This window comes from Pedobacter sp. 10L46_2 (assembly GCF_056395165.1).
In genome coordinates, this window is sequence record NZ_JBFTIZ010000022.1 from 1 (window position 1) to 25611 (window position 25611).

Annotated in this window: 23 protein-coding genes, 1 tRNA gene and 1 pseudogene; 10 read left to right on the forward strand and 15 right to left on the reverse strand. The window is 37.3% G+C overall.

What is annotated here, in order from left to right:
* From AC1DDX_RS04225 to AC1DDX_RS04235, 3 genes are all read right to left on the reverse strand, one after another.
* The coding region (locus AC1DDX_RS04225) for an AraC family ligand binding domain-containing protein (protein WP_477621799.1) at positions 1-351 on the reverse strand (351 nt) is incomplete at its 3' end.
* Between the two features lie 8 nt (positions 352-359).
* The gene (locus AC1DDX_RS04230; RefSeq protein WP_172661609.1) at positions 360-818 is read right to left on the reverse strand and encodes a lipocalin family protein; all 459 of its coding nucleotides are present in this window, start codon (positions 816-818) and stop codon (positions 360-362) included.
* Positions 819-860: 42 nt separating this feature from the next.
* On the reverse strand, positions 861-2111 hold the full coding sequence (locus AC1DDX_RS04235; protein ID WP_337717250.1) for a hypothetical protein: 1251 nt from the start codon (positions 2109-2111) through the stop codon (positions 861-863).
* Between the two features lie 110 nt (positions 2112-2221).
* Here AC1DDX_RS04235 and AC1DDX_RS04240 point away from each other — a divergent pair, with 110 nt between their 5' ends.
* The 3 genes from AC1DDX_RS04240 (at position 2222) to AC1DDX_RS04250 (ending at position 4852) form a co-directional block, all read left to right on the forward strand.
* Positions 2222-2407 (forward strand): hypothetical protein, encoded by a 186-nt coding sequence (locus AC1DDX_RS04240; protein WP_288881935.1) that lies wholly within the window; start codon positions 2222-2224, stop codon positions 2405-2407.
* Positions 2408-2963: 556 nt separating this feature from the next.
* The gene (locus tag AC1DDX_RS04245; RefSeq protein ID WP_337717249.1) at positions 2964-3590 is read left to right on the forward strand and encodes a helix-turn-helix domain-containing protein; all 627 of its coding nucleotides are present in this window, start codon (positions 2964-2966) and stop codon (positions 3588-3590) included.
* A gap of 74 nt (positions 3591-3664) precedes the next feature.
* Positions 3665-4852, forward strand: coding sequence for a serine hydrolase domain-containing protein (locus AC1DDX_RS04250; RefSeq protein WP_288881939.1), 1188 nt, complete (start codon positions 3665-3667; stop codon positions 4850-4852).
* A 77-nt stretch (positions 4853-4929) separates the two neighbouring features.
* Here the strand turns inward: AC1DDX_RS04250 and AC1DDX_RS04255 are convergent, their stop codons facing one another.
* The 4 genes from AC1DDX_RS04255 to AC1DDX_RS04270 form a co-directional block, all read right to left on the reverse strand.
* A complete protein-coding gene (locus tag AC1DDX_RS04255) occupies positions 4930-6372 on the reverse strand; it encodes a TlpA family protein disulfide reductase (RefSeq protein ID WP_477621800.1) in 1443 nt (480 codons plus the stop codon).
* Between the two features lie 254 nt (positions 6373-6626).
* Positions 6627-6704: transfer RNA gene (locus AC1DDX_RS04260), tRNA-Val, on the reverse strand.
* A gap of 114 nt (positions 6705-6818) precedes the next feature.
* Positions 6819-7544: a DNA repair protein RecO gene (gene recO, locus AC1DDX_RS04265; protein ID WP_172661605.1), complete on the reverse strand. Its 726-nt coding sequence runs from the start codon at positions 7542-7544 to the stop codon at positions 6819-6821.
* Positions 7545-7547: 3 nt separating this feature from the next.
* Positions 7548-7895, reverse strand: a complete 348-nt coding sequence (locus AC1DDX_RS04270) for a diacylglycerol kinase family protein (RefSeq protein WP_172661604.1) — start codon at positions 7893-7895, stop codon at positions 7548-7550.
* Positions 7896-7998: 103 nt separating this feature from the next.
* Here AC1DDX_RS04270 and rlmF point away from each other — a divergent pair, with 103 nt between their 5' ends.
* Positions 7999-8943, forward strand: a complete 945-nt coding sequence (gene rlmF, locus AC1DDX_RS04275) for a 23S rRNA (adenine(1618)-N(6))-methyltransferase RlmF (RefSeq protein ID WP_337717245.1) — start codon at positions 7999-8001, stop codon at positions 8941-8943.
* 6 nt (positions 8944-8949) lie between these two features.
* Here rlmF and AC1DDX_RS04280 read toward each other — a convergent pair whose 3' ends face one another.
* The 3 genes from AC1DDX_RS04280 to AC1DDX_RS04290 are packed head-to-tail and all read right to left on the reverse strand — an operon-like array spanning position 8950 to position 11233.
* Entirely contained in the window at positions 8950-9258 is a 309-nt protein-coding gene (locus AC1DDX_RS04280; protein ID WP_337717243.1) for a hypothetical protein, read from the reverse strand.
* A 9-nt stretch (positions 9259-9267) separates the two neighbouring features.
* Complete coding sequence (locus AC1DDX_RS04285) at positions 9268-10554, reverse strand: DUF2130 domain-containing protein (protein WP_288881952.1); 1287 nt, start codon at positions 10552-10554, stop codon at positions 9268-9270.
* Between the two features lie 10 nt (positions 10555-10564).
* A complete protein-coding gene (locus AC1DDX_RS04290) occupies positions 10565-11233 on the reverse strand; it encodes a metal-dependent transcriptional regulator (RefSeq protein WP_172661600.1) in 669 nt (222 codons plus the stop codon).
* Positions 11234-11354: 121 nt separating this feature from the next.
* On the opposite strand from AC1DDX_RS04290, the gene AC1DDX_RS04295 reads away from it, so the two are divergent.
* From AC1DDX_RS04295 to AC1DDX_RS04310, 4 genes are all read left to right on the forward strand, one after another.
* On the forward strand, positions 11355-13634 hold the full coding sequence (locus AC1DDX_RS04295) for a TonB-dependent receptor (protein WP_337717241.1): 2280 nt from the start codon (positions 11355-11357) through the stop codon (positions 13632-13634).
* Between the two features lie 23 nt (positions 13635-13657).
* Positions 13658-14800 (forward strand): putative sensor domain DACNV-containing protein, encoded by a 1143-nt coding sequence (locus AC1DDX_RS04300; RefSeq protein ID WP_172661598.1) that lies wholly within the window; start codon positions 13658-13660, stop codon positions 14798-14800.
* A gap of 406 nt (positions 14801-15206) precedes the next feature.
* The gene (locus AC1DDX_RS04305; protein ID WP_048907523.1) at positions 15207-15572 is read left to right on the forward strand and encodes a PadR family transcriptional regulator; all 366 of its coding nucleotides are present in this window, start codon (positions 15207-15209) and stop codon (positions 15570-15572) included.
* Positions 15572-17119 (forward strand): PspC domain-containing protein, encoded by a 1548-nt coding sequence (locus AC1DDX_RS04310; protein ID WP_172661596.1) that lies wholly within the window; start codon positions 15572-15574, stop codon positions 17117-17119. The genes AC1DDX_RS04305 and AC1DDX_RS04310 overlap by 1 nt, the downstream gene beginning before the upstream one ends.
* 6 nt (positions 17120-17125) lie before the next feature.
* On the opposite strand, the gene AC1DDX_RS04315 is transcribed toward AC1DDX_RS04310, so the two are convergent.
* Together AC1DDX_RS04315 and AC1DDX_RS04320 are read right to left on the reverse strand one after the other, a co-directional pair.
* On the reverse strand, positions 17126-19846 hold the full coding sequence (locus tag AC1DDX_RS04315; protein WP_172661595.1) for a carboxypeptidase-like regulatory domain-containing protein: 2721 nt from the start codon (positions 19844-19846) through the stop codon (positions 17126-17128).
* 198 nt (positions 19847-20044) lie between these two features.
* Entirely contained in the window at positions 20045-20677 is a 633-nt protein-coding gene (locus AC1DDX_RS04320; protein WP_172661594.1) for an NAD(P)H-dependent oxidoreductase, read from the reverse strand.
* Positions 20678-20900: 223 nt separating this feature from the next.
* Here AC1DDX_RS04320 and AC1DDX_RS04325 point away from each other — a divergent pair, with 223 nt between their 5' ends.
* The gene (locus AC1DDX_RS04325) at positions 20901-21884 is read left to right on the forward strand and encodes an outer membrane beta-barrel protein (protein WP_172661593.1); all 984 of its coding nucleotides are present in this window, start codon (positions 20901-20903) and stop codon (positions 21882-21884) included.
* Positions 21885-21973: 89 nt separating this feature from the next.
* On the opposite strand, the gene msrA is transcribed toward AC1DDX_RS04325, so the two are convergent.
* The gene (msrA, locus tag AC1DDX_RS04330; RefSeq protein ID WP_448104846.1) at positions 21974-22606 is read right to left on the reverse strand and encodes a peptide-methionine (S)-S-oxide reductase MsrA; all 633 of its coding nucleotides are present in this window, start codon (positions 22604-22606) and stop codon (positions 21974-21976) included.
* Positions 22607-22819: 213 nt separating this feature from the next.
* Here msrA and AC1DDX_RS04335 point away from each other — a divergent pair.
* Positions 22820-23734: pseudogene (locus tag AC1DDX_RS04335) on the forward strand (isopenicillin N synthase family dioxygenase); the annotation flags it as partial.
* Here AC1DDX_RS04335 and AC1DDX_RS04340 read toward each other — a convergent pair.
* Positions 23672-24277 carry a DUF1579 domain-containing protein gene (locus AC1DDX_RS04340; protein WP_477621802.1) on the reverse strand — a complete coding sequence of 202 codons (606 nt, stop codon included), beginning with the start codon at positions 24275-24277 and terminating at the stop codon, positions 23672-23674. The pseudogene AC1DDX_RS04335 and the gene AC1DDX_RS04340 sit on opposite strands and share 63 nt — an antisense overlap.
* A 124-nt stretch (positions 24278-24401) precedes the next feature.
* On the reverse strand, positions 24402-25611 hold a 1210-nt coding region (locus AC1DDX_RS04345; RefSeq protein ID WP_477621801.1), incomplete at its 5' end, for a serine hydrolase domain-containing protein.

The following is a 25611-nucleotide window of genomic DNA, read 5'->3' on the forward strand; positions in this document are numbered from 1 at the left end:
GGCCAGAACAGGAGAGGACGACAAATTGAAAAATGGCAACCTTAGACTCCCGGGAAGCATAAACTTCTGCGAAAACATTAACTGATAACCAGATGTTTTTTCTGAGAGCTCCCATTGGTGGGCCTGCCCGGGTGCAAGGAAAAACACCATTTTGTTATGAACGATATGCTCTTTAAAATCTATGGTATGCGTGCCGCTACCCTGATCTATAACAAGGAGCATGTAAAAATCATGCTTATGCGCATGAGGAATGGAGGGCATGTTAATAGGGTCGTGGCGTAGTAACTTAAAGTCTTCCCCTGTGTAAGGAAGTTTAAAGATCTGTTCGATGCCCACCGTAGGTAATAACATACCTTATCCTAGTGTAACTTAACGTAGGTTTCTACGATCTCATGATTAACATTCAGGCTATCTATTTTTTCAATGCCACGTTGCACCAATGTATCATTACTTATTTTTAATGTAAAACTGAATTTCAGATTTTCCCAATCTCTAAAGCTGCAGTATTGAAGATGTTCTTCGTATTTATCTCCATTTAACGTATATGTGCCACTACCCGCATCGAAAATAGCTCCTTTGCCCTTTCCTTTGTTAACATCATGCTTGAAAAAGGAAAAATGAGTATCATTAAATTCTTTAATCATCTCCTGATTTTCTACAGGAAAAGTATTTGCGGTATCACCTTTGGTTATCACTTTTGCGGATATAAGTTTCCAGGTTCCGTTTATAGATTGCTCAGATGATTTTTTGGTTTCTGTCTGCCCAGAACAGGAGGCTAATGTAACTGCGGAAAGGATGATTAATTTTAATAGTTTCATGGTTTGATCTCGTTAGTTTCAACGTTATTTAAATATAAATAATTATTTTATGATCATACTGAATGCACTCTCTTTTAAGGCTAACACATCTTCCCGTTTTATAAAATGCTCATCGGATGTGAATATCAAATCAATTTGACCTTTAAAATAAGTTGTAAACAGAGTTGTCGGATTACCGAACGGAAAAATTGTCGAAGGGGATTGCAAAGATTCGATTTCAAGCGCACCATATTTTTCGTTTATGCTTACTTTTCCCATGTTTGAAAGGGTAAAATCATGGGCTCCTTTATCAGCCTTGGCATATCTGGTCATTCTTGGTAAAGAAGGCAAAAGGCACTCGCTGTATAGCAATACGGTATTTACATTCATCTCATCTATTTTTTTTGCCAGGCCATTTTTAAATTCACGGGTTTGGTTCCAAAAACCATCGGTTTTTTTGTTCGAAAGATTGAGCCCAACCATTGCCGGAAAAGCAAAGAGCATATTGCTTTTAACTTCTGGCAGGAACTTCCGCATGTCTACTGCGCAATAAAGTCTGGAATGCGATTTTATGGTTTTAATTTCTTTAAACCCTCTTAAAAATGCCACACTTAGTGCATCGTGGACAGAAGCCCCTTCAGATTTGCATTTTTCAATAATTAGGGAAGATTCTTCTTTGCTAAGTTTCCAATGTAAAAAAAATGGTTTTTCTCTTTTAATCTCTTTTTTAAAGGCCACCGCAAGTAAGGCAAGCTTTGCAACTTTAGAAAATAATTGAATCTTTAATTTGTTTGCCTTGCTTTCCTGGATTTCGGGAGGAATAAAATCCTGTATAGAGGAAAAGGATTTATAGGCACCTATTTCTTTTTCCGGATCGCCTAACAAAGACAATGTTTCATCCATAAGGTTCAGGATAGATCTGCCATCACATATACAATGATGGCCCACAACAATCAGGTCAGAAACACTTTCTGATTTTAACCACACCAACCTAACCAAAGTATCATTCTTAGTGTTAAATGGGGTAAGGCATTCTGTGATAGATTCCCTTTCCCAATCCTGGTCTGTTTGTCGGTTAACTATGCGAAGGCCGATTCTTTGAACCGGATTCTGTTCAACAAAATAAGGGATACCTACCTCATCTTCCCAAACATTACTGCCTAGCAATGGGTGCCTGGCCTGAATCTTTAATAGTGAGGCATGTAATTCAGATTCCTGAACCGTACCTTTAATTGTAACAGAGGAAACAACATTCACAGCTGTTTGGCCGCCTGCATACATGGTCCCTTCAATTAAAGATAGTTTTCTTTTCATTTCATCTAGTTGCGCTATTATTAGTAAAAGTACTAATAATGACAACTAAATAATTGATAAGTTATATTATTCCAAAGTCCATGTTGAGTCCATGTTTTTCGGATAAAAACATGGATTTATACTGTAATTTGAATGAAATCACATTGGGATGTGGTACTGTTAAAGATAAAGGAGTGTTTAACTGGGTTAAAATACTGGTTCCCTACCTGACCCTTTCGAATCAATTCTTGTGGGGAGTAGGTTTATGGTGGGATATTTTATCCAGGATCTTTTTGATCATGTTCTTTCCAAAATGACTGATTTCTATGCTTTTCGATCCAATTTTATGATTGGGATAAAGAAAGATCGTATCCGAGAATATTAATATATTCGCATTGAATGATCAACCTTAATCCAGAAACACTTGTATCTGCAATAATCTGTGTAAATTTTTTCTCTATCGGTCTTTACACATTTCTGATAAGACAAAATCGCAGCAAGACTGCTAGCCTTTTTCTCTTGTCTTTTTGCATTTCTCTTGGTTTAAATCAGTTATATGATTTATTGGTTTTCAATGGGATCTACGGGAACTACTTTCGCTTTCTGGATGAATTTTCGCTGCTTATTGCTTTCTCATCACTCTATTTTTATATCGCTTCCCTGACCCAAAACTTGTTCCGTTTTCAGAAAAAACATATTGTTCATTTAATACCTATTCTTATATTTCTGTTAATCTGGGTATTTCCATTACCCATTATAGAACAGTACCACAATAGTTCTTTTTTAAGAATTTTATACAAATATTATAATAACATCCAGGGAATAATTTACGTGTTCCTCATTAATGGTCTCGTAAATCAGCATCAACAAATCTTGAAGGATCTTACCTCTACAGCTCGGGAAAATGACCTTAACTGGGTAAGAATAATGGTGATTTTATTGTTGATTGTCATCGTCTTCTGGACATTAAGTGGTTTCGAAAAAGATTGGCTTAATCTGACAGGGTACAGCCTTTTAATTTTCAGTTATTGGCTCGGTTATCATATTATAGCACAAAAAGGCATTTACAGAAGCATGCTGCCGGAGCTTGAGGTAGCGGAACTAAAACAAAGGGAAAAGAGGTACAAAAATTCAACCTTATCTGTTCTGGAGAAAGCCGAAATGGTTGAACATGTTAAACACTTAATGGAGATCGAGAAGCCATACCTTAATAACGAGCTTACGCTTACTTCTTTGGCGGATAGATTACAAATGAAACCTATTCATCTTTCGCAGGTATTGAATGAAGAGTTTAAGGAGAACTTCTACTCCTTCATTAATAGGTATCGAGTAAATGAAAGCAAAAAAATGTTACTTGAGCCGAGATATTCTCATTACAATATTCTTGGGATAGCTCTTGAATCCGGTTTTAATTCAAAAACAACCTTTAACAAGGCTTTTAAAGAGAACACAGGTATCTCTCCTTCCGAATTTCAACGTACCTCAACACGTGCGTCTTAGCTTAGACGGGCGATTGGCACATACATATTATCCAGTTTTGCACTATTAATTGGTGTAAAACAAATAATAGAACAATGAGATTTCTTAAAATTCTTCCTCTCCTTATGGTATTATTTCCAGGCGTTGTGATTGCACAAACTACTGTTGACTCGCTGACGTATCATCTTGATGAATACCTGCATAAAAAGGATCTGCCGGGTTTTGCAGTGGTCATTCTAAACAATAAAGGGCCAATATATCAGAAAGGATTTGGATACGCCGACATTAAGAATCAAAAAACATTTACGCCAAAAACCATCCAGAATATAGGCTCGGTAAGTAAAACAGTTGTTGCGGTTGCGCTAATGAAAGCGATTGAGTTAAACTATTTTACGTTGGAGACAGATATCAACGAGATACTACCTTTTAAAGTGGTAAACCCTTATCGCCCGGATCAGTTAATAAGAGTTAAGGACCTCACTACCCACACTTCTGGAATTATCGATAATGAGGATATGTTTAACAGGACCTACCGTTTCAGGAAATCGTCTGATTTAGATCCAATACTAGGTCAGTTCATGAAAGCGCATGGATATACGTCGGACCTCGCGGATACAACGCTACAAACTTTCTTAAAGTCTTACTTAAGTCCGACGGGAAAATTATACAGCGCTAAAAATTTTTATGACAGCGAACCGGGAAAACGTGCAAGTTATAGCAATGTCGGGTCCGCATTGGCGGCTTATCTTATTGAGGTCAAGTCAGGCATGTCATTTCCTGCGTTTACGGAAAAATATGTTTTTGGACCTCTCAAAATGCATCATTCTGACTGGTATTTAACTAGAAGGAATTTAAAACAACATTCGGTTCCTTATTTCACCAAACAAATGGCTTTTCCATATTATACATTAACAACCTATCCAGATGGGGGGCTCAGAACTTCAGCACTGGACCTAAGTAAATACGTCCTGGAAATGATCCGTGGCCTAAATGGTAATTCGAAAATACTTGCAAACGAGTCTGTTAAAACCATGTTTAAGCCTGTCTTTACGGCAGCTACCGTACCTGCTAATATGAACCTTCAAACACGTAATAAAGGAGTGTTTTGGAATATTTACAACGACGGATATATCGGTCATGACGGGGACGATCCGGGAGTTACCACCAATATTTTGTTTAACGATCATATTGGTATTGTTTTCTTGACCAATATTTACCTGAAAGACAGGACAGATATATTGAAGATCCTGAAAAAATATGGGGAAAGACTAGTAAAAAAATAATCTAAAGACTGGATATGTTGCTTGTATGTTGAGTTCTCCTTAATTATTATGAGGGTACTTTGCGAACTAAATTGAGACTATTTGCTCTTTTCAACWTTTAAAGCTTTATCCAGATCATTTGCTCCATCTCCTGCTAGTTGGTATAATCCCGGGGCGTTATTATTGATTATTTTGCCTTCTTTATCAATTAACACATAATGCGGAATAGCATTGATATTGTAATCCTTGCACACCTGATTGGTGGTCCAGCCCTCAGCAACAAGGTTCACTCCATCAAGTTTTAATTCCTTTACCTTATCTGTCCAGGTACTTCCTTTTTCATCCACACAGATGTTTAAGAATACAACATCTTTGTCTTTATATTTCTCATGCATCTTTGTCCCGTTTTCTTTGATATCACCAATACAAGGGCCACAGTATACCCCCCAGAAATCAATGTAAACTAATTTGCCCTTAAAATCACTTAACGAAACGGAGTTACCCTTCATATCTTTCAGGTTAAATGCGGGCGCAGGCTGCCCGGGCGCTAACTTTCTGGCATTGTCATAAAATGTTTTGACCGTATCAAGGTAAGCTGGCGTACTCCCGTGTGCCAGGTAGTCATCATAAACTGACTTGACATCTTTAAAATCATAGTGCTCAAAACCAAACATGATCGCTTTTGCCGAAAACCAGTCTCTAATAGGAATGATATTTAAAAAAGCCTGTCCCGACTGATAGTCTTTTTTTGCTGGATTGAAAGCAGCATAGCCTGAGCCATTTATTGCTGTATAATATTTAAAAGGTTGGTGAAATCGGACCTGATCAAAAAGAAAATCGCGGTAAGGTGCAGATTGTATGAAAATTTCTTCTGATAAGTAGGTATGATCAAATTTAGCATACTCAGGACTGGAGTAGCGGTCGTCTGTTTTGAGTTTATAGATATTTAACAAGTTGCCACGTAATCCCCTCAATAATCCCACATGTTTAAAGTATGCATCATAAAAAGTCTTAGTGATGCTGTATTTGGTATGGGGAGCACTAAATATGATGTTTAACTCTGCATTGTACGAGTCATTAATTAACCTGTATTTAGAAGAATCTGCAAGCTCTTTTTCTTCATACAGTTTCCTATTCAAATCAAGAAAGGGTTGTCTTCTCTTGTTATAAATCGCCATCATGATAGACAAATCCTGAGCGCGCTCTGGCGATGGACTATTGATTTTGAAGGTGTTTTTAAAATTCTTTTGATCCCAATTCACTTCTATGGTGTCACCAGGCACAGCAAAAGCAGTGATGGCATCATTATTCAGATACAGATAAAAGTCCTGAATACCGTCTATGTAAATGTGTTTAGAAAAATTACCTTTTTTATCTACTAATACAGCATTCACAGTATTGTTAAAATACCCTGTAGTGGCCAATTCAAAAAAGGTGTCATCCAAATTCTTTACATTTCCTTTAAGCAGGAAGCTAGTGGTTTTTTGAGCAAAGGAGCTCGCCGTGATTAAGAAAGCACATAAGAAGGGTATTAATTTCATGAAGAGCGATAATTACGAAGCGAAATCTGTGTTTGGTTTATTGTTCCGAATTGCCTGCCTTCAAGTATAATTTTAGGGTGGTTGATGCAGACTATTAAATGTCGTAATTTAATTTCAAATAAAGAAGGAGCAATTGTTATTTCGGAGAAAGCGGCTGACCCTTGCAACGCTAAAGAAGCTTATTGCCGATATCACAAAAGTTTTAAAACAGCCAAAAAAAAGGACAACTCCGGAATTATCGAGGTTGTCCATTATGGTGGGAGATACTGGGTTCGAACCAGTGACCCCCTGCTTGTAAGGCAGGTGCTCTGAACCAGCTGAGCTAATCTCCCCTTTGGTTCTACTCTTTTGCTAAAAGGCCAGCTGAGTAAGCTGTATTAATCCCTAATTGTTAGGGAGTGCAAATATACACCTCTAATTTAAAACTCCAAAACTTTTGTAATATTTTAAGAGAGCACATCCTCTAAAACTTGATGCGAACGAATATCTCCAAAAGATGCTGTGTGTAAAGTGTAGTAAATCAATATTTTATCTAAAATGAATCTTCTTGTTTTATTTTCTAATTTTATTTGATTTATTTTTTCAAAAGGTGAAGTAAACAGGGAAATAAAGAGAATTGCATCAGATTTTTCCAAATAGTGGGGGTGTACAGGGAGCATCGACTTAAATTCTCCTTCCTGTAAATCAAAATAACTCTGGTCGCTTTTAGTTTGCATACTGGGCGCAAATCCCAAATACCTTGATAGTTTAAGCAAAAATGCAAGGTGGAAATTTACGTTTGTTTCGCTGTTTTCATCGAGCCAGCAAATAGCACTAAATATAAAATCAAATAGATGCTCATCTGCCATTTGCTGTCTTATGCTCTTATACAATACTTCATTTAGGAAGATTGCCATTGTACTTTTTATGATATCATAAGGAATACTACTAAAAACAGGAGATGGCCTGAGCTCAGAAACACGCTGTATACTAATATTGGTTTTATGATAAACCACCATATCTACAAGATGCAATGGCTGGAGCATATTCATTCTGATCTTTGCCCTGGGTTTTTTAACGCCATTGATCATGTACGATTGGATGCCAAACTTTTCGGTAAAGATTTGTACAACTACACTGCTTTCACTATAGAGTGTAGTTTTTAAAACAATCCCCCTGGTTTTATGCAACATGACCTAAAAAATTTTAGGAATAAAGATGATCAAGCCAATTATAGCTGCACCAATAGCTGCAATCAATACACCCCCGGCAGCTGCATCTTTAATGATCTTTGCTTTGGGATTAAAGTTTGGCGAAACCAAATCAACAAGTACTTCTATAGCGGTATTCAACAATTCTGTTATTAAAACAATAGCGGCAGCGGCAATTATCCAAAGCCATTCATTTATAGATAATGCAAAATACCACCCGGCAATGGCCGTTACAAGGAGGGCCGCAATATGAAATTTAAAATTAAGCTGTGTTTTAAAGGCATAACCAATACCCGAAAACGCATACCCAAATCCCTTGATAAACTTTAGCATAGTACCTTCAAAATTGAAAAATTATACATGCAAAGTACGTCATGCTTTCTAATATATCCAATTGTTTACTCAGAACGCTTAACTTTGGATAATTTTTATACGAATGTCAGCAGAAAAAACACCCCTCCATCCACGAAATAAACATCGCTTCAGGTACGATTTTCCCGAGTTGATTAAAAGCTATCCGGAATTGAAAAACTATGTTGCAGTTAATTCATATGGAGACGAATCTATATGTTTTTCTGATCCTGAGGCTGTTAAAAGTCTTAATAAAGCACTTCTTAAGCATTTCTATAGTATTTCGTATTGGGATATTCCGGCCGGATATCTTTGTCCACCTATACCGGGTAGGGCAGATTATGTGCATTATCTGGCAGATTTGCTCGCTTCTGTTAATGATGGGATAATACCAACGCGAAAATCAGTTCGAGGGTTAGATATTGGATTGGGTGCTAATTGTGTTTATCCGATTATTGGTCATCAGGACTATGGTTGGAGCTTTGTGGGGAGCGAAATAGATTCCGGAGCCATAAAAGCGGCTAAAGCAATTATTGCATCAAATCCGGAACTGACAAATGCTATAACTTGCAGGCCACAGAGCAATAAACATCATATTTTTAAAGGGGTTATCAAGCCAGAGGATCTGTTTGATTTCACCATGTGTAATCCACCTTTTCATTCTTCTGCCGAAGAGGCTCAATCTGGCACAAGACGGAAATTGCAAAATTTGGGTAAGCAAAAAGGCAAAGAGGTAACACTGAATTTTGGGGGACAAAATACAGAGCTTTGGTATGAAGGAGGGGAAGTCGGATTTATTAGAAAAATGATAGAGGAGAGTGCTTCTTTTGCAAATCAATGTTTATGGTTCTCGACCTTAGTTTCAAAGAGCGGTAACCTTCCTTTTATTTATAAAGCGATTCAGAATTTTAACGCATTTGAAGTTAGAACAATAGAAATGGCGCAAGGACAAAAGATCAGTCGGTTTGTGGCCTGGACGTTTATGGATTTTGAGAAACAAGAAAACTGGCGCAAAAGCAGATGGTTGTAACTGGATTTAAGTGAAAATAGTGACGCTCGCCTTCTTGTTTTTGTAAGCGCCAATTTGTTCTCCAGTGGTATAATCTTTAAAGAAAAGTGAATCACTTTCTTTAAAACGCTTTTTTAGCATACAATACAGATGAAGGCATTTAATCCAATTTAATGCTGTTGGTTTATCCTTAAGGATTTCAGGATATACATATACCTCGTTTCCTTCAATCCTTATTAGATTCTTTTCCTGAAGCTCTTTTACATTTGCAATAATTTTGGCCGTTTGGGCGGCCAAATGAGCAGTCTGTTGTACTTTCTTTTTTGCGTATATCATAAGCCAGATTTATTCTAACAATAAAGGGTCGTCCTCGTCATCAGTAAGGCTTAGCTGTATACTATCTGTTCCGGCAATGCCCTCAATTGAACCTCTGATGTGTGCTGCATTTAGCAGTACTTTTTCTAGTTGCTTTTCTCTGGCTTTCCATAGTTTTTCCATAGCATCGCGTTCTCTTTGGATAGATAATTTCATGCTCATGAAACCTTCTCTAATGGCTTTCCATTGCTCAGAGAACTCATTGCTGGTTAAATAATCATACAGCATATGCATTTTATCTCCACGGTTTTCTTGAGATTTTGAAGCGCTGAACAGCTTCACAATTCCATCTCTAAGGATATAGGAAACGGCTTTAACTTCATCAAACGAACAGATCCAAACACCATCTTTTTCGCCGAAACAGTCCATTCCTTTTGGATAGGTTTGGGTAACTATAACTGCAACATCAACTCCCATACTGCGCATGTCTTTCTTTAATTTCTCAATCCATTCCATCGAGAAATCTTTAGTGCGCTTACTTTCATAGATAATTTTACCGCATTCCTGCCCAAATTGATTTCTGACATGATGAACGCAGTCGGCTCCTCTTACTCCTTTACCTACTTCAGATACCAGATCAAAAGGGAATGCATTTCTAAGTAATTCTTCTAAAATTAGTTCTTGTACTTCGCCTTGTAACTGCATAGATCCTTGTTCTGCTTTACGCTTCATCTCTTCTGCCAGTTTTTTCTGATCGTCGAGCTGTTTCTCCAGTTCTTTTACCCTCAGTTGATGTTCGGTCTCTTTTATGCTGTTTTTTTCGGCCTCTTGCTTTCTGATCTGTTCCGTCATATCAGCGCGCTGCTCTTGTAGTTTACGCTGTAGCTGAAGCTCCATTTCTTCTTCCTTTTGCTTCATTGCCTGTTCCTTTTTCAGGAAATCAAGCTCTTTAGCGCGGGCAGATTTTAATTTTTCTTCGTTCTCTTTGTTGGCATTATCAAGTATTTGCAGCTTGTTTTCGAAATCTGTTGCTATACTTTTGCGCAAGCTTTCTTCGAGCACGGTTTGTAGCTGCTTTTTTTCTTCGCTTAATTTTTGCTCATAAGCTGCCGCTTGTTTTTTTTGCTGCTGCTCAAAAGCAAGTTCCTGCTGTTTTTGCAACGCTTGAAATTCATTTTGCTTTTTAGCAAATTCATCTTCCTTTTGTTTGGTAAAGGTAACCATCTTCTCTCTGAGGTCTTTTTTATATTCCTCAGCCATCACCTCTTCAATGGGAAAAGTATGCGCGCAATTAGGACATTTTATTTCGGTTGACATATAATGGGTGTTATGGAAGTTGGTTAATAAATAAACTTTCTGCAAATTTCATAGATACGCTTCTGGGCTCTTCGTTTTCAATCTGAATATTCAATGACCCATCAAAAGCAATCACTTCAAGTACTTTTATCCTGGTACCAATGGTTATCTTCAATTTCTCCAAATATTGAAGAAATAGAGTAGAAGTATCTTTAACAGCTGCCACTTTGCAGTTTTGGCCAGCATTTAACTCTGATAATAACGTTTTTGCAATGGCGGGCATGTCCCCGTTTGCTTTTGGAATTGGGTCGCCATGTGGATCAAATTCCGGGAAGTTAAGAAACTCTTCCAGCTTATCTACCAATTTAGCTGATTGTATATGTTCCAGTTGCTCAGCAACTTCATGGACCTCATCCCAGCTAAAATCCAGTTTCTCATATAAAAATGTTTCCCAGAGTCTGTGCTTTCTTAAAATGGCGATGCCGTTTTTTCTGCCGATATCTGTAAGTAATATTTTGCCATACTTTTTGTAAGTAACCAGATTTTTCTCTTTCAGCTTTTTTAACATATCTGTGGCAGTAGCAGGTTTAACACCTAAATAAGCTGCCATTTCATTGGTGCCTGCCTCGGGCCTTTCTTCGTTCTGAAAGCTCAGTTTTAATAAAGCTTTTAAATAGTTTTCTTCTGTATAAGATAGCATAGTACAAACTTATCGCTTTATAAAGGAAATAAAAATAATAAATGTCAAATTATATTTGTTAGACTAATCTAACTTTATTAGTTTTGTTGAAATTATTTAACTATTAGATTAATATAAAAATATGTTTAGCAAAACTTTACTTTCAATTCTTTCTATGTTGTTTGTTATTAATGCCATGGGCCAAACCGGAAGCATTAGTGGTAAAATTATTTCTGAAGCGCTACCCTTAGCTCTCGTAAATATTAAGATAGAGGGGACTCAACTAATCACTCAAACTGATAGTATGGGGAATTATACACTTAGTAAAGTTAAATCGGGCACTTATAGGATTCAGGCATCGGCAATAGGGTTTAGGAAAATGGTTAAAACCATTACATTAAGGAATGATGAGTCATCAGTTTTAAATTTTGATCTCAGCAACCTTCAAAATGATTTAGATGAGGTTGTAGTTACGGGAACTTTAAAGGAAGTAAAGAGATTGGAGAGTCCGGTTCCGGTAGAAGTCTATACGCCAGGGTACTTTAAAAAGAATCCTACACCTAGTATTTTTGAGGCGCTCCAGAACGTAAATGGAGTAAGGCCACAGCTAAACTGCAATATTTGTAATACCGGTGATATTCATATTAATGGTCTTGAAGGACCTTATACCATGATCTTAATTGATGGAATGCCAATAGTAAGTAGCCTTTCGACTGTTTATGGACTTTCAGGAATTCCGAATTCACTGGTAGAACAGATTGAAATTGTTAAAGGACCTGCATCGTCTTTATATGGTAGCGAGGCAGTTGGAGGCTTAATCAATATCATTACTAAAAAGCCTGAAAATGCACCGCTGCTCTCTGCAGATTTTTTTGCCACCGATTATCAGGAATACAATGCTGATCTTGGATTTAAATTCAACCTCGGGAAAAAGGCCATCGCATTAACAGGGGTGAATTATTTTAAATATGGCAATCCGGTAGATCACAATCATGATAACTTCACAGATGTGACGCTTCAGGATCGTATCTCTGTATTCCAGAAATGGAGTTTTGAAAGGAAAAACAAACGAATATTTACGCTTGGCGCAAGGTATATGTATGAGGACAGATGGGGAGGAGAAATGCAATGGAACAAGTCATTTAGGGGAGGAGATCAGGTTTATGGTGAAAGCATTTATACCAAACGCTGGGAATTAATTGGAAATTATCAGTTGCCGGTAAAAGAGAAGATATTTCTGGCTTTTTCGTATAATGAACATAATCAGGATAGCAGGTATGGAACAACATCTTATATTGCCGAACAGAAAATAGGGTTTGCCCAACTTACCTGGGATAAGAAGATTCACAATCATGATCTTTTGCTTGGGACAGCTTTAAGGTATACTTTTTATGATGATAATACTGCGGCAACCACTGGCCTTAACCAGGAGATTGCAAAAAATACCTGGCTCCCGGGAATTTTTATTCAGGATGAAATAACACTAAGCGCAAAGCATAAATTTCTTGCAGGATTTAGGTATGACTATAATTCTGTTAATGGAAATATTTTTACGCCCAGAGTTGCTTATAAATGGAGCATAGATGATAATAATATTCTTAGATTAAATGCAGGGACCGGCTTTAGAGTGGTAAACATCTTTACTGAAGATCATGCTGCCTTAACAGGCGCCAGAACTGTAGAGATACCGAATGAGCTTAAACCTGAAAAGACATATAATGTAAATCTTAATTATTTAAAGAAAATATATACAGATAACGGGACTTTTTTAGGTATTGAAGGCTCAGCATTTTATACTTATTTTAACAACAGGATCATAGGCGATTTTGATACAGATCCTAATAAGATTATTTATGATAATTTAGATGGTTATGCCGTAAGTAAAGGATTAAGTGCTAATGTTGATGTGGCTTTTAACAACGGACTGAAGGTTATAGTTGGGGCAACTTATCAGGATGTTGCCAGTTTTGAACATGGAATTAAGAAGCAGCAAATTCTTACAGAAAAATTTTCAGGAAACTGGGCCATTTCATACAAAATCAAACCATTTAATCTTGCTATTGACTACACAGGAAATGTTTACAGCCCTATGCGTTTACCATTGCTAAGTGATCTTGATCCAAGGAAAGAATTTTCACCAGTCTGGAGCATACAAAATATTCAATTCACATTTAGTGGATTCAATAGATTTGAACTATATGGTGGAATAAAAAATCTATTAAACTGGACTCCAAACAAAGGCAATCCTTTCATAATTGCGAGAGCTAATGATCCCTTTGATAAACATGTGGAACTCGACAAAAACGGCCAGGTAATGGTTACTGCTGAAAACCCATATGGGCTTACTTTTGATCCAAGTTATGTTTACGGCCCGAATCAAGGAATACGGGGATTTTTTGGCATTAGATATACAATTAAATAAATCGAATACCTTAACTTTATGGCATGATCTATCAATCTACCTATCAGGCAGCACGGATTATTGCCCCTAAAGTTGAGGCTATTTTTGCCGCACATCTTGCTGCTGCCAGAGATAGTGGAGAGGACGATCTCGCACCTTTACCTACAGCAGATATAGTTGAAGCTATAATTGATGCGACTTTTTGGGCAAGTTTACGTAAAGAAGAAGGACATTCTCCAAAAATATCATTGGCATTTTTACCTCCGCAGCAAGCGGGCAACCCATTATTATTTAAAAATAGATTGCCTTTAAATCCGGGCACCTTAACTAAGCTGGCACCGGGCATAGAGCGTGCGGGGATACATCTTGGCGTTTGGGAAGAGGATGGGGCACTTTATATTTGGGGAACTACCGTTAGTATTCCTAATTTTTGTTTTGTACTTGATGTTTCTGAACCTGCATTGCTTGTAATTAAGCATAGAAGGATTTATGGGTTTGGAAAATTTACAAACATTGCAGTTCTTAAGGGTGACCAGGTCAAAATGGTTGACGGACAAAGTACAAGTGTACCGGATTGCCCGCCAATGCTTTTATCATTGCTGGATCTTACCGCCCCTTCTTATTGGAATGATTCTGTTAATGTACTAATCCAGCTTGCTGTTTCTATGAGGGCACATGGAAGAGGGGGGACTTTGCTGGTAGTGCCAGGTGAAACCAGTAATTGGTTGCAATCCATTATCAAACCTATTCAATATTATGTGCAGCCGTCTTTTACAGGTCTATCCAAGTTGTTGCAACAAGATCGTAAAGAGGCTAGTCAGATTTTCTGGCAAACTGCATTGAAAAGAGAAGTAGAACATCTTGCGGGTTTAACTGCCGTGGATGGAGCAACTGTTATCAGCAATCAATATGAACTGCTGGCTTTTGGAGCCAAAATAGGACGGGCAAAAGGAAAGGATAATGTTGATGAGATTTCTTTTTCAGAACCGATAACCGGTGGTGATGCCGTAGTAATCCATCCTTCTAAGGTAGGCGGAACAAGGCATCTTTCAGCTGCTCAATTTGTTCATGATCAAAGAGATGCTACAGCATTAGTTGCTTCTCAGGATGGTCATTTTACCATTTATACCTGGTCCGAATATCAGGATAGGGTACAGGCTCACAGAATAGATACGCTGTTGTTGTAAATTAAGAAAAAATAATTGCGCCAATAATAACACTTAGAAATAGAACGATCATTACAATCCGATCTGCATCTATCCATTGTTTTCTGGTCAATTCTTTAGGGGGTGCCTCCTCTTTTCGCCTGGCGAATATATTAAATAAGGAAAAAGTTTTTGTTAACATAGATAGATGGTTTTCAAGTAGATGTATTGATTATTGCAAACTGTGAGCCAAATTAGCGCTTAGAGGATAAAATGTTAATAACTTTGATTTTTGGTTGATATCTCTACTCATATTTTCCGTTTTCAGTTATATTCTACTCTTCGTTTTAAAATTATTTATCTGTAAATCAGAAAGATGTACCTTAAATTTGTTTTTATATAGTACTATGTATTGCATATTACTATATAAAACATATAACTTTGTATTATGATAGCAGAAAATACGCAAACGCAAATGCGAAAGGGCATACTGGAATACTGTGTGCTTCTTATCATATCCAGAGGTGAAATTTACGCCTCGGATATTATAGCTGAGTTGAAATCAGCAAGATTGCTTGTTGTTGAGGGGACATTGTACCCTTTGCTGACCCGCTTAAAAAATAATGGCTTGTTGAGCTATAATTGGGTAGAATCTACCTCTGGTCCACCCAGAAAATACTATTTGCTTACAGAAAAAGGCAAATCTATACTTAGCCAACTCGACGCTACGTGGCAGGAACTGTCGTACGCAATAAATACTTCAAAGAAAGTTGCAGATAATGATACCAACGACCAAATAAATATTAATAAGTAATGAAGAAGACACTCAACATAAATATTGGCAACTCCATCATTCATATAGAAGAGGACGCCTATGAAATGCTTACAGTTTACTTAAATGAAGTAAAACAGCATTTCGCGAAGAATGCAGATGATTTTGAAATTGTAACTGATATAGAAAATAGAATTGCAGAGATGTTTGCAGAAATATTGACCAATCAGCAAAGGCAGGTGATTAATATTCAGGACGTTCAGATAGTTACTGCCCAGATGGGTTCAGTTAAAGATTTTGAATCGTCGGAAGAAGAAGAAGAGGAAACTCAAGAGTACGCTAGCCCTCCTCATTTTAGTGTGAAAAAACTTTACCGAGATACTGATCAGGCAATGATTGCTGGTGTATGTTCTGGCTTGAGCCACTACCTTGATGTAGAATCACGCTTGGTTAGACTTATCGCTATTGCTACAATTTTTCTGGGTGGATCTGGAATATTAGCTTACGTTGTATTGTGGATTATGATACCGAGGGCTGTTACTAAGGCTGAGAAAATGACAATGAGGGGCGAGGAGGCAAACTTAAAAGGATTTGCTAATAGTTATCTGCAGCCTTTGGTGCATCAGTCCAGAGGCTTTATAGCTGAGTTTCTTGATGTTTTGGGTAATTTTATTAATGGAACCGGTAAGGTTATATTCAAAATTATTGCTGCTGGTATTATTGCTTTTGGATCATTAATTATCTTATTCCTTATTGTAGCCCTGGCAGCTTTATTAGGTATGTGGGATTCAAATGTTTATCAGATGTTCCCGCTCAACATTATAAATCATGAGTATATAACTGCATCGGCTATTGCAGCCTTTTTGGTTTTTATGATTCCGGTTTTAGCGCTGGTTCTTTTTTCTATTAGGGTAGCTTTTAACAGCAGACCAGTTAATAAGTCACTTTCATTTGGACTATTGATAATCTGGCTTGCAGGAGTAGCAGTAACTTCATTTTATGTAGTTAAAATTGGGTCTGAGTTTAAAGAAGGTGCTGAATTTACACAAGTGAGTGAAGTAAAACCATTTCAGACGTATACATTAAATATTGATAGAACAAGATTCTTTACAAAAGAAGACAGCTTACGTTACAGCATAGATCCAGGAAATTATAATGGACGCAGAATTTTGACTGATCTTGATCATAACTTTGATGCGCCAAGAAACATCAGGTTAAATATTGAGAAAAGTGAAAATGGAAAGCCCTCATTAAGCCAATATTATAAAGCGAGGGGTAAAACCTTTGAAATGGCATTAAAAAATGCGCAGAATATCCACTACGATTTCCTGCAACATGATTCTTTGCTAACCTTTAGCCCAATGTTGCAATTTGTTAAAGCAGGTAATTGGCGCGGACAAGAGGTTGAGCTTACATTAAAAGTTCCTGTTGGAACCAGGTTAAACATAAGCAAAAACTTTAGCCGTTATCTGGATGGTTATGGCTATTGGGATTGTGATCATGATTCAAACAGTGAGTTCACCGTTTGGAAAATGACCGACGCCGGTATCAAATGCGAACACGAAGAGACAGAAAACAGCGGGGAATAATCCTAATTACTTAACCGTATAGCGGTAGACGGAGCGGGATATATTTCCATCTTTGTCTACCCCTTCAATTACAGCTCTATAGGTTCCGTTTCCATCACCATTATAATAATCTAGCGATAATACCCCTGTTGTATCTGTAACTACTTTAGGGTTCCAGTAAATTGTACTGCGCAAATCATTAAAATTATAGGTGCTGGCTGCATTTACATATTTAGGTGAATAGAATTCTCTTTGTGTACTAAATCCTTTAGGGCTAAACTTTAACAGGTTAGCTTCGGGCATAAGTTTTTTAAATTCAGCTAAACTCATTTTTGTGCCTTTAGGAGCTTTTTTCATATTCACGACTAATACTCCATTGGTGCCATAAAGTCTGTTTACTGTTCCTAATTCATCCCTTGGAAATATCTCTACAGACTCAACTTCAGAAGATTGAACAGCAGTTAACGCAAAATAATCGCTAGGTGTACCATTAATAAAAATTTGAACCGGTGTTTTGTTACCTTGATTATAATCTCTGGTTACATAGAAATTGTTCTCAAAAAATGTTAGGCCCATTGCCTGTGTTTGCAAACATAGTGCGAATGTGTTACATCCTTGAAAACGATCACCATCTATTGTTGTTCCTGTAATATTGCTCAACCCGGATAAAGATGGATAATCTGCATGGCTTGGCCTTTTGGCCTTAGCACCCTCAATTTTTACCTCTTTAAGTGTGCGGAGGTAGCTATACTGCTTTTTACTGTTATTTAAATAGGGCGCTAACGCGCTGTCTATATTAACAACCTCATCAATCTGTTTAGGGTTTTTGGAAACAGGAGGGGCCATTTGTCCATCAAGCAATATCATTAAGCTTGAGCCATTGGCGTTATATTTTGCATTTATTACTACTTCTGATGAATCTGGGATGTTAAGGTTAGGGAACGCAAATACACCTGTGTTATTGGTTAATGCCTCTGCAGAATATTTACTTCCTGTGACAGTTAGTCTTAATGCACCTTTTCTAACAGGCATACCCGTACGATCTCTTAATGTACCTGTGATTCTCATATCCTGTTCAGGCAATAAGGTAAGCGGTGGGAACGGCGCGGTCATGATATCTTTAAAATTAAAACGGCGATAACCTTGCGTAAGCATAAGTACATCCAGATCACTTATCTTTTTCTCATCCGGCTTATTGAAATAATAGTTTGGTTTTTCAATGTAGCCTTTTAAATCAGAGGTTAATAACAGTGAGCTTAAAATAGTTATTTCATTATCTTCATTAACAGGAACTTTTTGGTCATCGGTAACAGAAATAGAATAATTTCCTTCAATAGGTACTGCGCCGTTCTTTGCTGTTACGGTCATTTTTACCTTTTGTCTGGGTTTATAGGCTGCTAAATCAGTTTTTAAGGATACGCTTATGGTACTTTTTGGATAATTGAATGCTAATCTCTCACTAACTGGATCACCTGCTTCAGAGAAAAGCGTAATTTGAGTAATGCCTGCCGGGAATTTGTCTTTCGGAATTTTGGCATTTGTAACYAGGCTATTTAACTTGGTTTTTGCTGCGTAGTAAACAATTCCACCATTGGATCCTACAATAAATACCATTTTTCCTTTGTTCGCTTCAAAATATGTTTCGTTGGCAAATATTTTGATGCCTAAAGCTAATGGATCTGTATTGCTTACCTGAAGTGTAATGCCCGAAGCAACTGGCTTTGGCAATTCAATGCTCTTGGTGGTACCGTCTTTAAACGTAACATTTGCTGTATAGACTTTATTATTCTCTGGATTCAGATAAAAGGAGCCCATACCTAAATGGCTTGAAGTAAAGTTGGTAAGCGTATTGCCTCCATTGTCGGTAATTGTACCCTTTAATTCAACACCAAGTCCAGATCCGTTGATGGCCTTAAAAGCAATTCTTGTGGCTACGCCGTTAATTAAATCTCCACCTTCCGGGAAAAATTGAACATCGTTGTCACTTTTAGCTGGTTTAAGCTTAAAGTTCGAAGTAACTATATTCGTTTCGCTTAAAGTCATGTCGGTTATAAGTTCGCCACTTGTAATAGGTTCTTTACGGGAATCAATCTTTATCCTTAAAATCCCATTCTGGTCGGTTGTGCCTTTGCCTTTACTAACCACATCAAAATTAGAAGTTACCTTCCAGTTTACTGTTTTATTTGCCTGAGCAATGTTCTCACTGTTTTTGAATTGGACTATTGCTTCAATGTTTTGGTTTTTATCCGTCTGAGTAGTTTTATAGCTAAAATGAGTAATCAATTGTTTATCAATTGCCTCACCTACAGGGATGGTTTTGCTAAAGAAAAAGTCTTCTCCAAAGTTTAGCATCCATAAAGTATATGCTTTTATATAATAGTTTCCTTGTTTATAAGTACCAGGGGTGAGAGGTATATTCCCAGCGGCCACTCCTTTTACAACGGGTAGTTTTATGGTTTGAACTAAAGAATCCCTACTGTTTATTACATCAACATAAACGATTTTACTTAGTATGGAAGGAAGATTTTGTTCCATTGTTAAATACGTTTTAAACCATATGGTATCAGCTACGCTATAATAAGGTTTATCAAAATGAACATAAACCCTTTCTGTCGGACGTTCTTCCGCAAGTTTTTTAGATTTATTCATGATGTTATCTAAAACAATACTGTCTTGCTGTGCATATGAAGAAAGCTGCAGTGCAGTTGAAAATAATATTAGGGCAATTACAAATTTTACGAATCTCATCAAAATGGTATGCTGTTAATCATGCTAATATATTCATTTATGAATTGAATAGGTTAGTTACAGTGCATCTTTAACATATTTTGACATATCATTGCTATTTAATACTGGGTATTAAGACAAAAAAAAGACCCTGAATATGGTTTCAGGATCTCCTTAATTTTTTTGTTACGCTGAATCTAATTCCGCAACTTAACTATGTTATTTGAATTCAATTACAAAATCTTGTAAGGGGGTACGAACCTTTTTAAGGTTTACTAACCAATCGCCACCGGCATCTCTATATCCTAATGGAAGTAAGGTCGTACTACGTAATCCCCGTTCTCTTAAACCTAATAATTCATCAAGTTCTGCAGGGTCAAAGCCTTCCATTGGAGTAGCGTCAACTTTTAGAAAAGCAGCTTCGGTTAAAGCAACTCCAAAGCCAATGTATGATTGTTTGGCTGCATGGTTAAAGTTTTCTTCTTCGGTTCTTGAGGTATAGATACCTATCAGTTTATTTACATAGTCAGCAGTTGCTGACTCAGGTAATCCGCGCTCATTATTGGTATGGTTAAAAACCGCTTTGATACGTTCTTCGGTGTAATTGTCCCAGGCAGCAAAGATTAATAAGTGAGAACAATCAGTAATCTGAGATTGTCCGTAAGCTACGGCCTTAATTTTTTCTTTTAGTTCAGGGTTGGTAACTACAATAATTTTAAATGGTTGTAAGCCTGACGATGTTGGAGCTAAATGTGCGGCTGTAAGAATCTGATCAACTTTATCTTGTGAAACTTTTTCACCATTCATTTTTTTTGTGGCATATCGCCAGTTTAAGGCTTCTATTGAGCTCATATTGAAAATCTTAGTTTATTTTTTTATCGTTTAGCACTTATTTTTAACTCTAACATGAGCTTTAAAAATAACAGTGTTAGCAAATGTAGTTACGTTAGTCAAAACAAAAAAAAATACTGAAGCTTATGACTTTAAAATGATAACAAACTTTTTTCTGGTTTCATACGTTAATTACTATGCATGCATAGATAAAAGTGAATGCATATACCAAATTTAATCTACTATGAAAAAGTTACTTCTATCAGCAGTATTACTAGCCACTGCCTCTCTGTCTTCATTAGCACAAGAAAAAGGCTTTTACATTAAACCGACGGGTAGTTACTTTATGAAAGTTACTCCTGTTGAGTTTCCAGCAATAAACGGGCAATTAGCAAGAGACAAAACAACAACCGTTACCGGAACTGGTGCAAGTGCAACGACAACAACCTCAGAAACAGCATTGACAGGGTCTTTTGGACAAGGTTTTAGGGCAGGTCTGGTTGGCGGTTATCAGTTTAATAAAATTATTGGTCTGGAAGTGGGAGTTAATTATTTTAAGAGTGAAGAGCAGGATATGCTGAGGCAAACGGTAATAAATAACGGAACAAATGTGTTAAGTCTGCATGCTGTGGGTAAAGTAAAAGCATTTGACGTAACACCAGCATTAGTTTTCCGAATTCCGAATACAGGGAAATTCCAGCCATATAGTAAAATTGGGGTGATCATTCCTGTTGGAGGATATTTACAAATCAATACTTCAGTTAATGATCAGACTGGTCAGATTGCAGCTTCTCAAGGAACGGTGTCTCCTCCGGGTACTCGTACAACTCTTGTTCTGGCAAGAGAAGAGCACATCAATCCGAAACCAACAATAGGATTTCAAAGCGCTTTAGGATTTGATTATAAGATTGGAAATAATATAAGTTTATTCTCAGAAATAGAGTATCGTAATATTTCGGTTGGCGGTAAAGATAAAGAACTTAGAAGTTACGATGGAACAGCAACTGTAGTTGTTAATGCCACAAACACTCCGGCGGGGTCAAAACAACTGACGCTAGAGGATCAACCAAAAGGAGATAGAGAGGTTAACTATCATAAAACCATTAATTCTACAATGAATGTTAAAGGACAGCCTAATTATGATCCTACTAAACCTTCAGATGATTTACGCTCGTATATTAACATTGGTGGATTAGGGTTAAACGTTGGACTTAAAATTGGAATATAGTATTACTATATTCCAGTGTAAGGTCGACATTCTGCCGTCATGTCGACCTTACATTTTGGACACTCTCCTCAATTATTAGAAAAAGCTTTTTAATGTTTCAGCTTTGCTTTAAATATCTTTTCGAGTTTTTCCACCTTTGGTAAAATTACAAGACGGCAGTACGGTTGATTCCCATTTTTATTAAAATAATCCTGGTGATATCCATCTGCTACATAAAATGTAGATGCCTTATTGATAGCTGTTACAACTGGCTTGCCAAAGGCTTTGGTATCATTCAATTCCTTTTTATATTTTTCTGCCAGCGCTTTTTGCTCTTCATTATGATAAAAGACAACTGAGCGATATTGAGTGCCAACATCTGCGCCCTGCCGATTTAAGGTAGTTGGATCATGACTTTTCCAAAATACTTCAAGAAGTTCATCGTATTTTATTTTAGCAGGATCATAAGTGACCTCAATTACTTCAGCATGACCAGTAGCTCCGGTACATACATCTTCGTATGATGGATTAGCAACATTACCCCCTTCAAAACCTGATTTAACATTTGTAACTCCATTTAAACGCTGAAATAGCGCTTCTGAGCACCAAAAGCATCCCATACCAAATGTCGCTTTTTGCAGGCCTTTAGATTGCGCATTGGCACCGCCTGCCGACAAAAGGATTATAGCCATAATTAATATATTTCTCATAATTCGAATACAATTTTGAAAATCATCTTTCATGTAAAATTACGTAGCAGGAAGGTACATAGTTTTTAATTAATTTGATTTGATTCTAAGTTTACAATTACCTGATAATCTTATTTTGTCCTTGATCTTGTGAATAACTTAAGGTATTTACTTGCAGAATGTTATATGTGTTGCCGATGTGCCTTTACTGTTTATTAACAATTGTTTCTTAAATTAGATTGTTATTACTCATAAAAATAAATCACTATGTCAACACCTTATATTCCTTGTCTGGACCTTGGTTCATACATCAATGGAAATGAAGAACAGCGTAAAAAATTCTCTGACGAATTGGGCAGGGCATTTAATGATTCTGGTTTTGTAACCATCACTAATCATGGGGTAAGTCAGGAATTAATCGAAAAGCTGTATAAGAATATACAATCTATGTTTAATCTTTCTGTTGAGCAAAAGAAAAAATATGAAAGAGTTGAACTTGCTGGTCAACGTGGTTATACCAGCGCCGGTAAAGAAACAGCAAAAGGAGCTAAAACAGCTGACTTAAAAGAATTCTGGCAAATTGGACAGGAGGTTATGGATGGTGATCCTATTAAAAGTCAATATCCGGATAATGAGTATCTTGAAGAGATCCCGGAATTTAATGAAGTTACAAGAGAGATCTACCAACGTCTGGAGGGGAATGGAAAGCATTTGTTGCGTGCAATTGCTACTTATCTAGGGCTTCCAATAGATTATTTTGATAAGCATGTTCATAATGGTAATTCAATTTTAAGAGGAATTCATTATTTTCCTATTCAGGATCCGGATGCTTTACCGGATGATGCAGTTCGTGCAGGTGCTCATGAAGATATAAACCTTATCACTTTGTTGATTGGGGCAAGTGCAGATGGTCTGGAGGTGTTAACACGCAGTGACGAATGGCTGCCTATTAAAGCTGGCCATACTGATATTGTGGTAAATGTAGGAGATATGCTGCAAAGGTTAACAAACAATAAACTTCGTTCTACAACACATAGGGTTGTAAATCCTCCAAGAGAACTGATGAAAACTTCGCGGTTTTCGGTTCCTTTCTTTTTGCATCCTCGTTCTGATATGGATTTAACAAGTCTGGAATCCTGCATAGATGCTGAGCATCCCAAGGTTTATGATGACATGACTGCGCATGGTTTTCATTTCCTTGCCATCAGTGGTCATGTACATTTCCATCAGATGGTTTTTATCGTCAATTACTTTATATACTTCTCGAACATCCAGGTCCTTGCCTGTCATTGGATCAGCAGTTTTTCCTTTAAGCGTAATAGACTTTGTAGCCTCATCCCATGTTCCTTCCATATTCATAATTCCAGTGCCCATATTATCGACCCAGGAACTAACAAATGTTTTTTTTGCATTATCATATCCCATAAGTCCCATACCTTCAAAAGGCTTTCCCATCATGGTTCCTTTAAAGGCCGACTGCTGATAACGTCCACCCATGATCATGGTGTTTGTGCAAGAGCCTGTACTTTTTGCTGGCGGGGCATCGGGGCTCATCCACATGCTTACCTCTGCATTCCATGTGCCATCATCTTTGGCCATCATTTTATGTACATCACCGGGTGTCATGTAGGCCTCCCAGGCTTTCATCATGGCGTCGTCCTGAGCTGGGGCTCTGCCTACTGCGATAAGCATTAGCAGAACCGCAATAATTGATACTTTTTTCATAACTATATGATTTTAGGTTATACCTAATTTACGAAAAAAACGCCTCTATATGAGCTGTGGTATTTAAATGTACAAAGTTGTGTAGTGATTTATACATTTATTTGAGATTCAGAAGGTTAGTTGGCTATTTTACGCCCTTGTCAACCGCCTTAATTATTGCATCCTCAATTCTTCCTCTGATTTTCATTGTGCTTAGTTTATCGGTTACAGAAGGGTTTACTCTGTTTGAAAGAAATATGTAAACAAGGCCTCTTGATGGATCAACCCATACACACGTACCGGTGTAACCTGTATGTCCATAAGTTTGTGAGGATGCAAGTTCTGAAGGGTATTTCTTTGTCAAATCCGGATCCCATCTATCAAATCCTAATCCACGTCTGCTAACTGCTGATTGTCTTTGAGTAAACATATCTACTGTTTCAGGTTTAAAATACTGCTGACCTCCATAGGTGCCTTTGTTAAGCAGCATTTGGTACATAATAGCCATATCATTTGAACTTGCAAATAAACCTGCGTGTCCTGACACGCCACCAACTAATGCCGCCCCCTGATCATGAACATATCCTACTAATAAGGTTTTTCTGAAATAAGTGTCGTTCTCAGTTGGGATGATTTGCTCTCTGCTGAATCTGTTTCGAGGTAGAAAACCTGCTGTTTGCATGCCGAGGGGTTGATAGAAATTCTCGCTAACGTATTCGTTTAGCGGTTTTCCGCTGATGCGCTCTACAATATCCTTCATTACATACATGCTAATATCACTGTATACGTATTTGCCTCTGGTTCTGATTGGGGCATTTAACATTTTAGGCCACATTATGTCTTTAAAATAATCCTTTCTTACATAATATCCATCGGCCACTTTTGTTGGATAGGCAGCCGAAGAATCTGGACTATGATCAGTGGGTTTGATGGCATCATGGAATGGAATATATGGAATGAACCCTGCCTGATGAAGCATAACCTCTCTTACCTGGATGTTGTTCATTGGCGTTGTTCTGGCCTTAGGGATATAGGCTCCTATATTTGTATCCAGTTTAAGCTTTTTTTCTTCAAACAGGCGCATTACAGTTGGAGTAGTTGCTGTAATTTTGGTTATAGAGGCCAGATCAAATATGTCGGTAACCTTATCCGGGCTTTTGTCATCATAAGTGTGTGTCCCGTAACCTTTATTGAAAACCACTTTCCCATCTTTAGCTACCAATACTACAAGCCCCGGAGTAGCCCGTGCATTAATAGCTTCACTGGCAATATTGTCAATCTCTCTTAAGTTATCAGTATTTATACCCGCATCTTCCGGGAGTGTATATTTTAAACGGATTGGAAGGGTCGTGAAT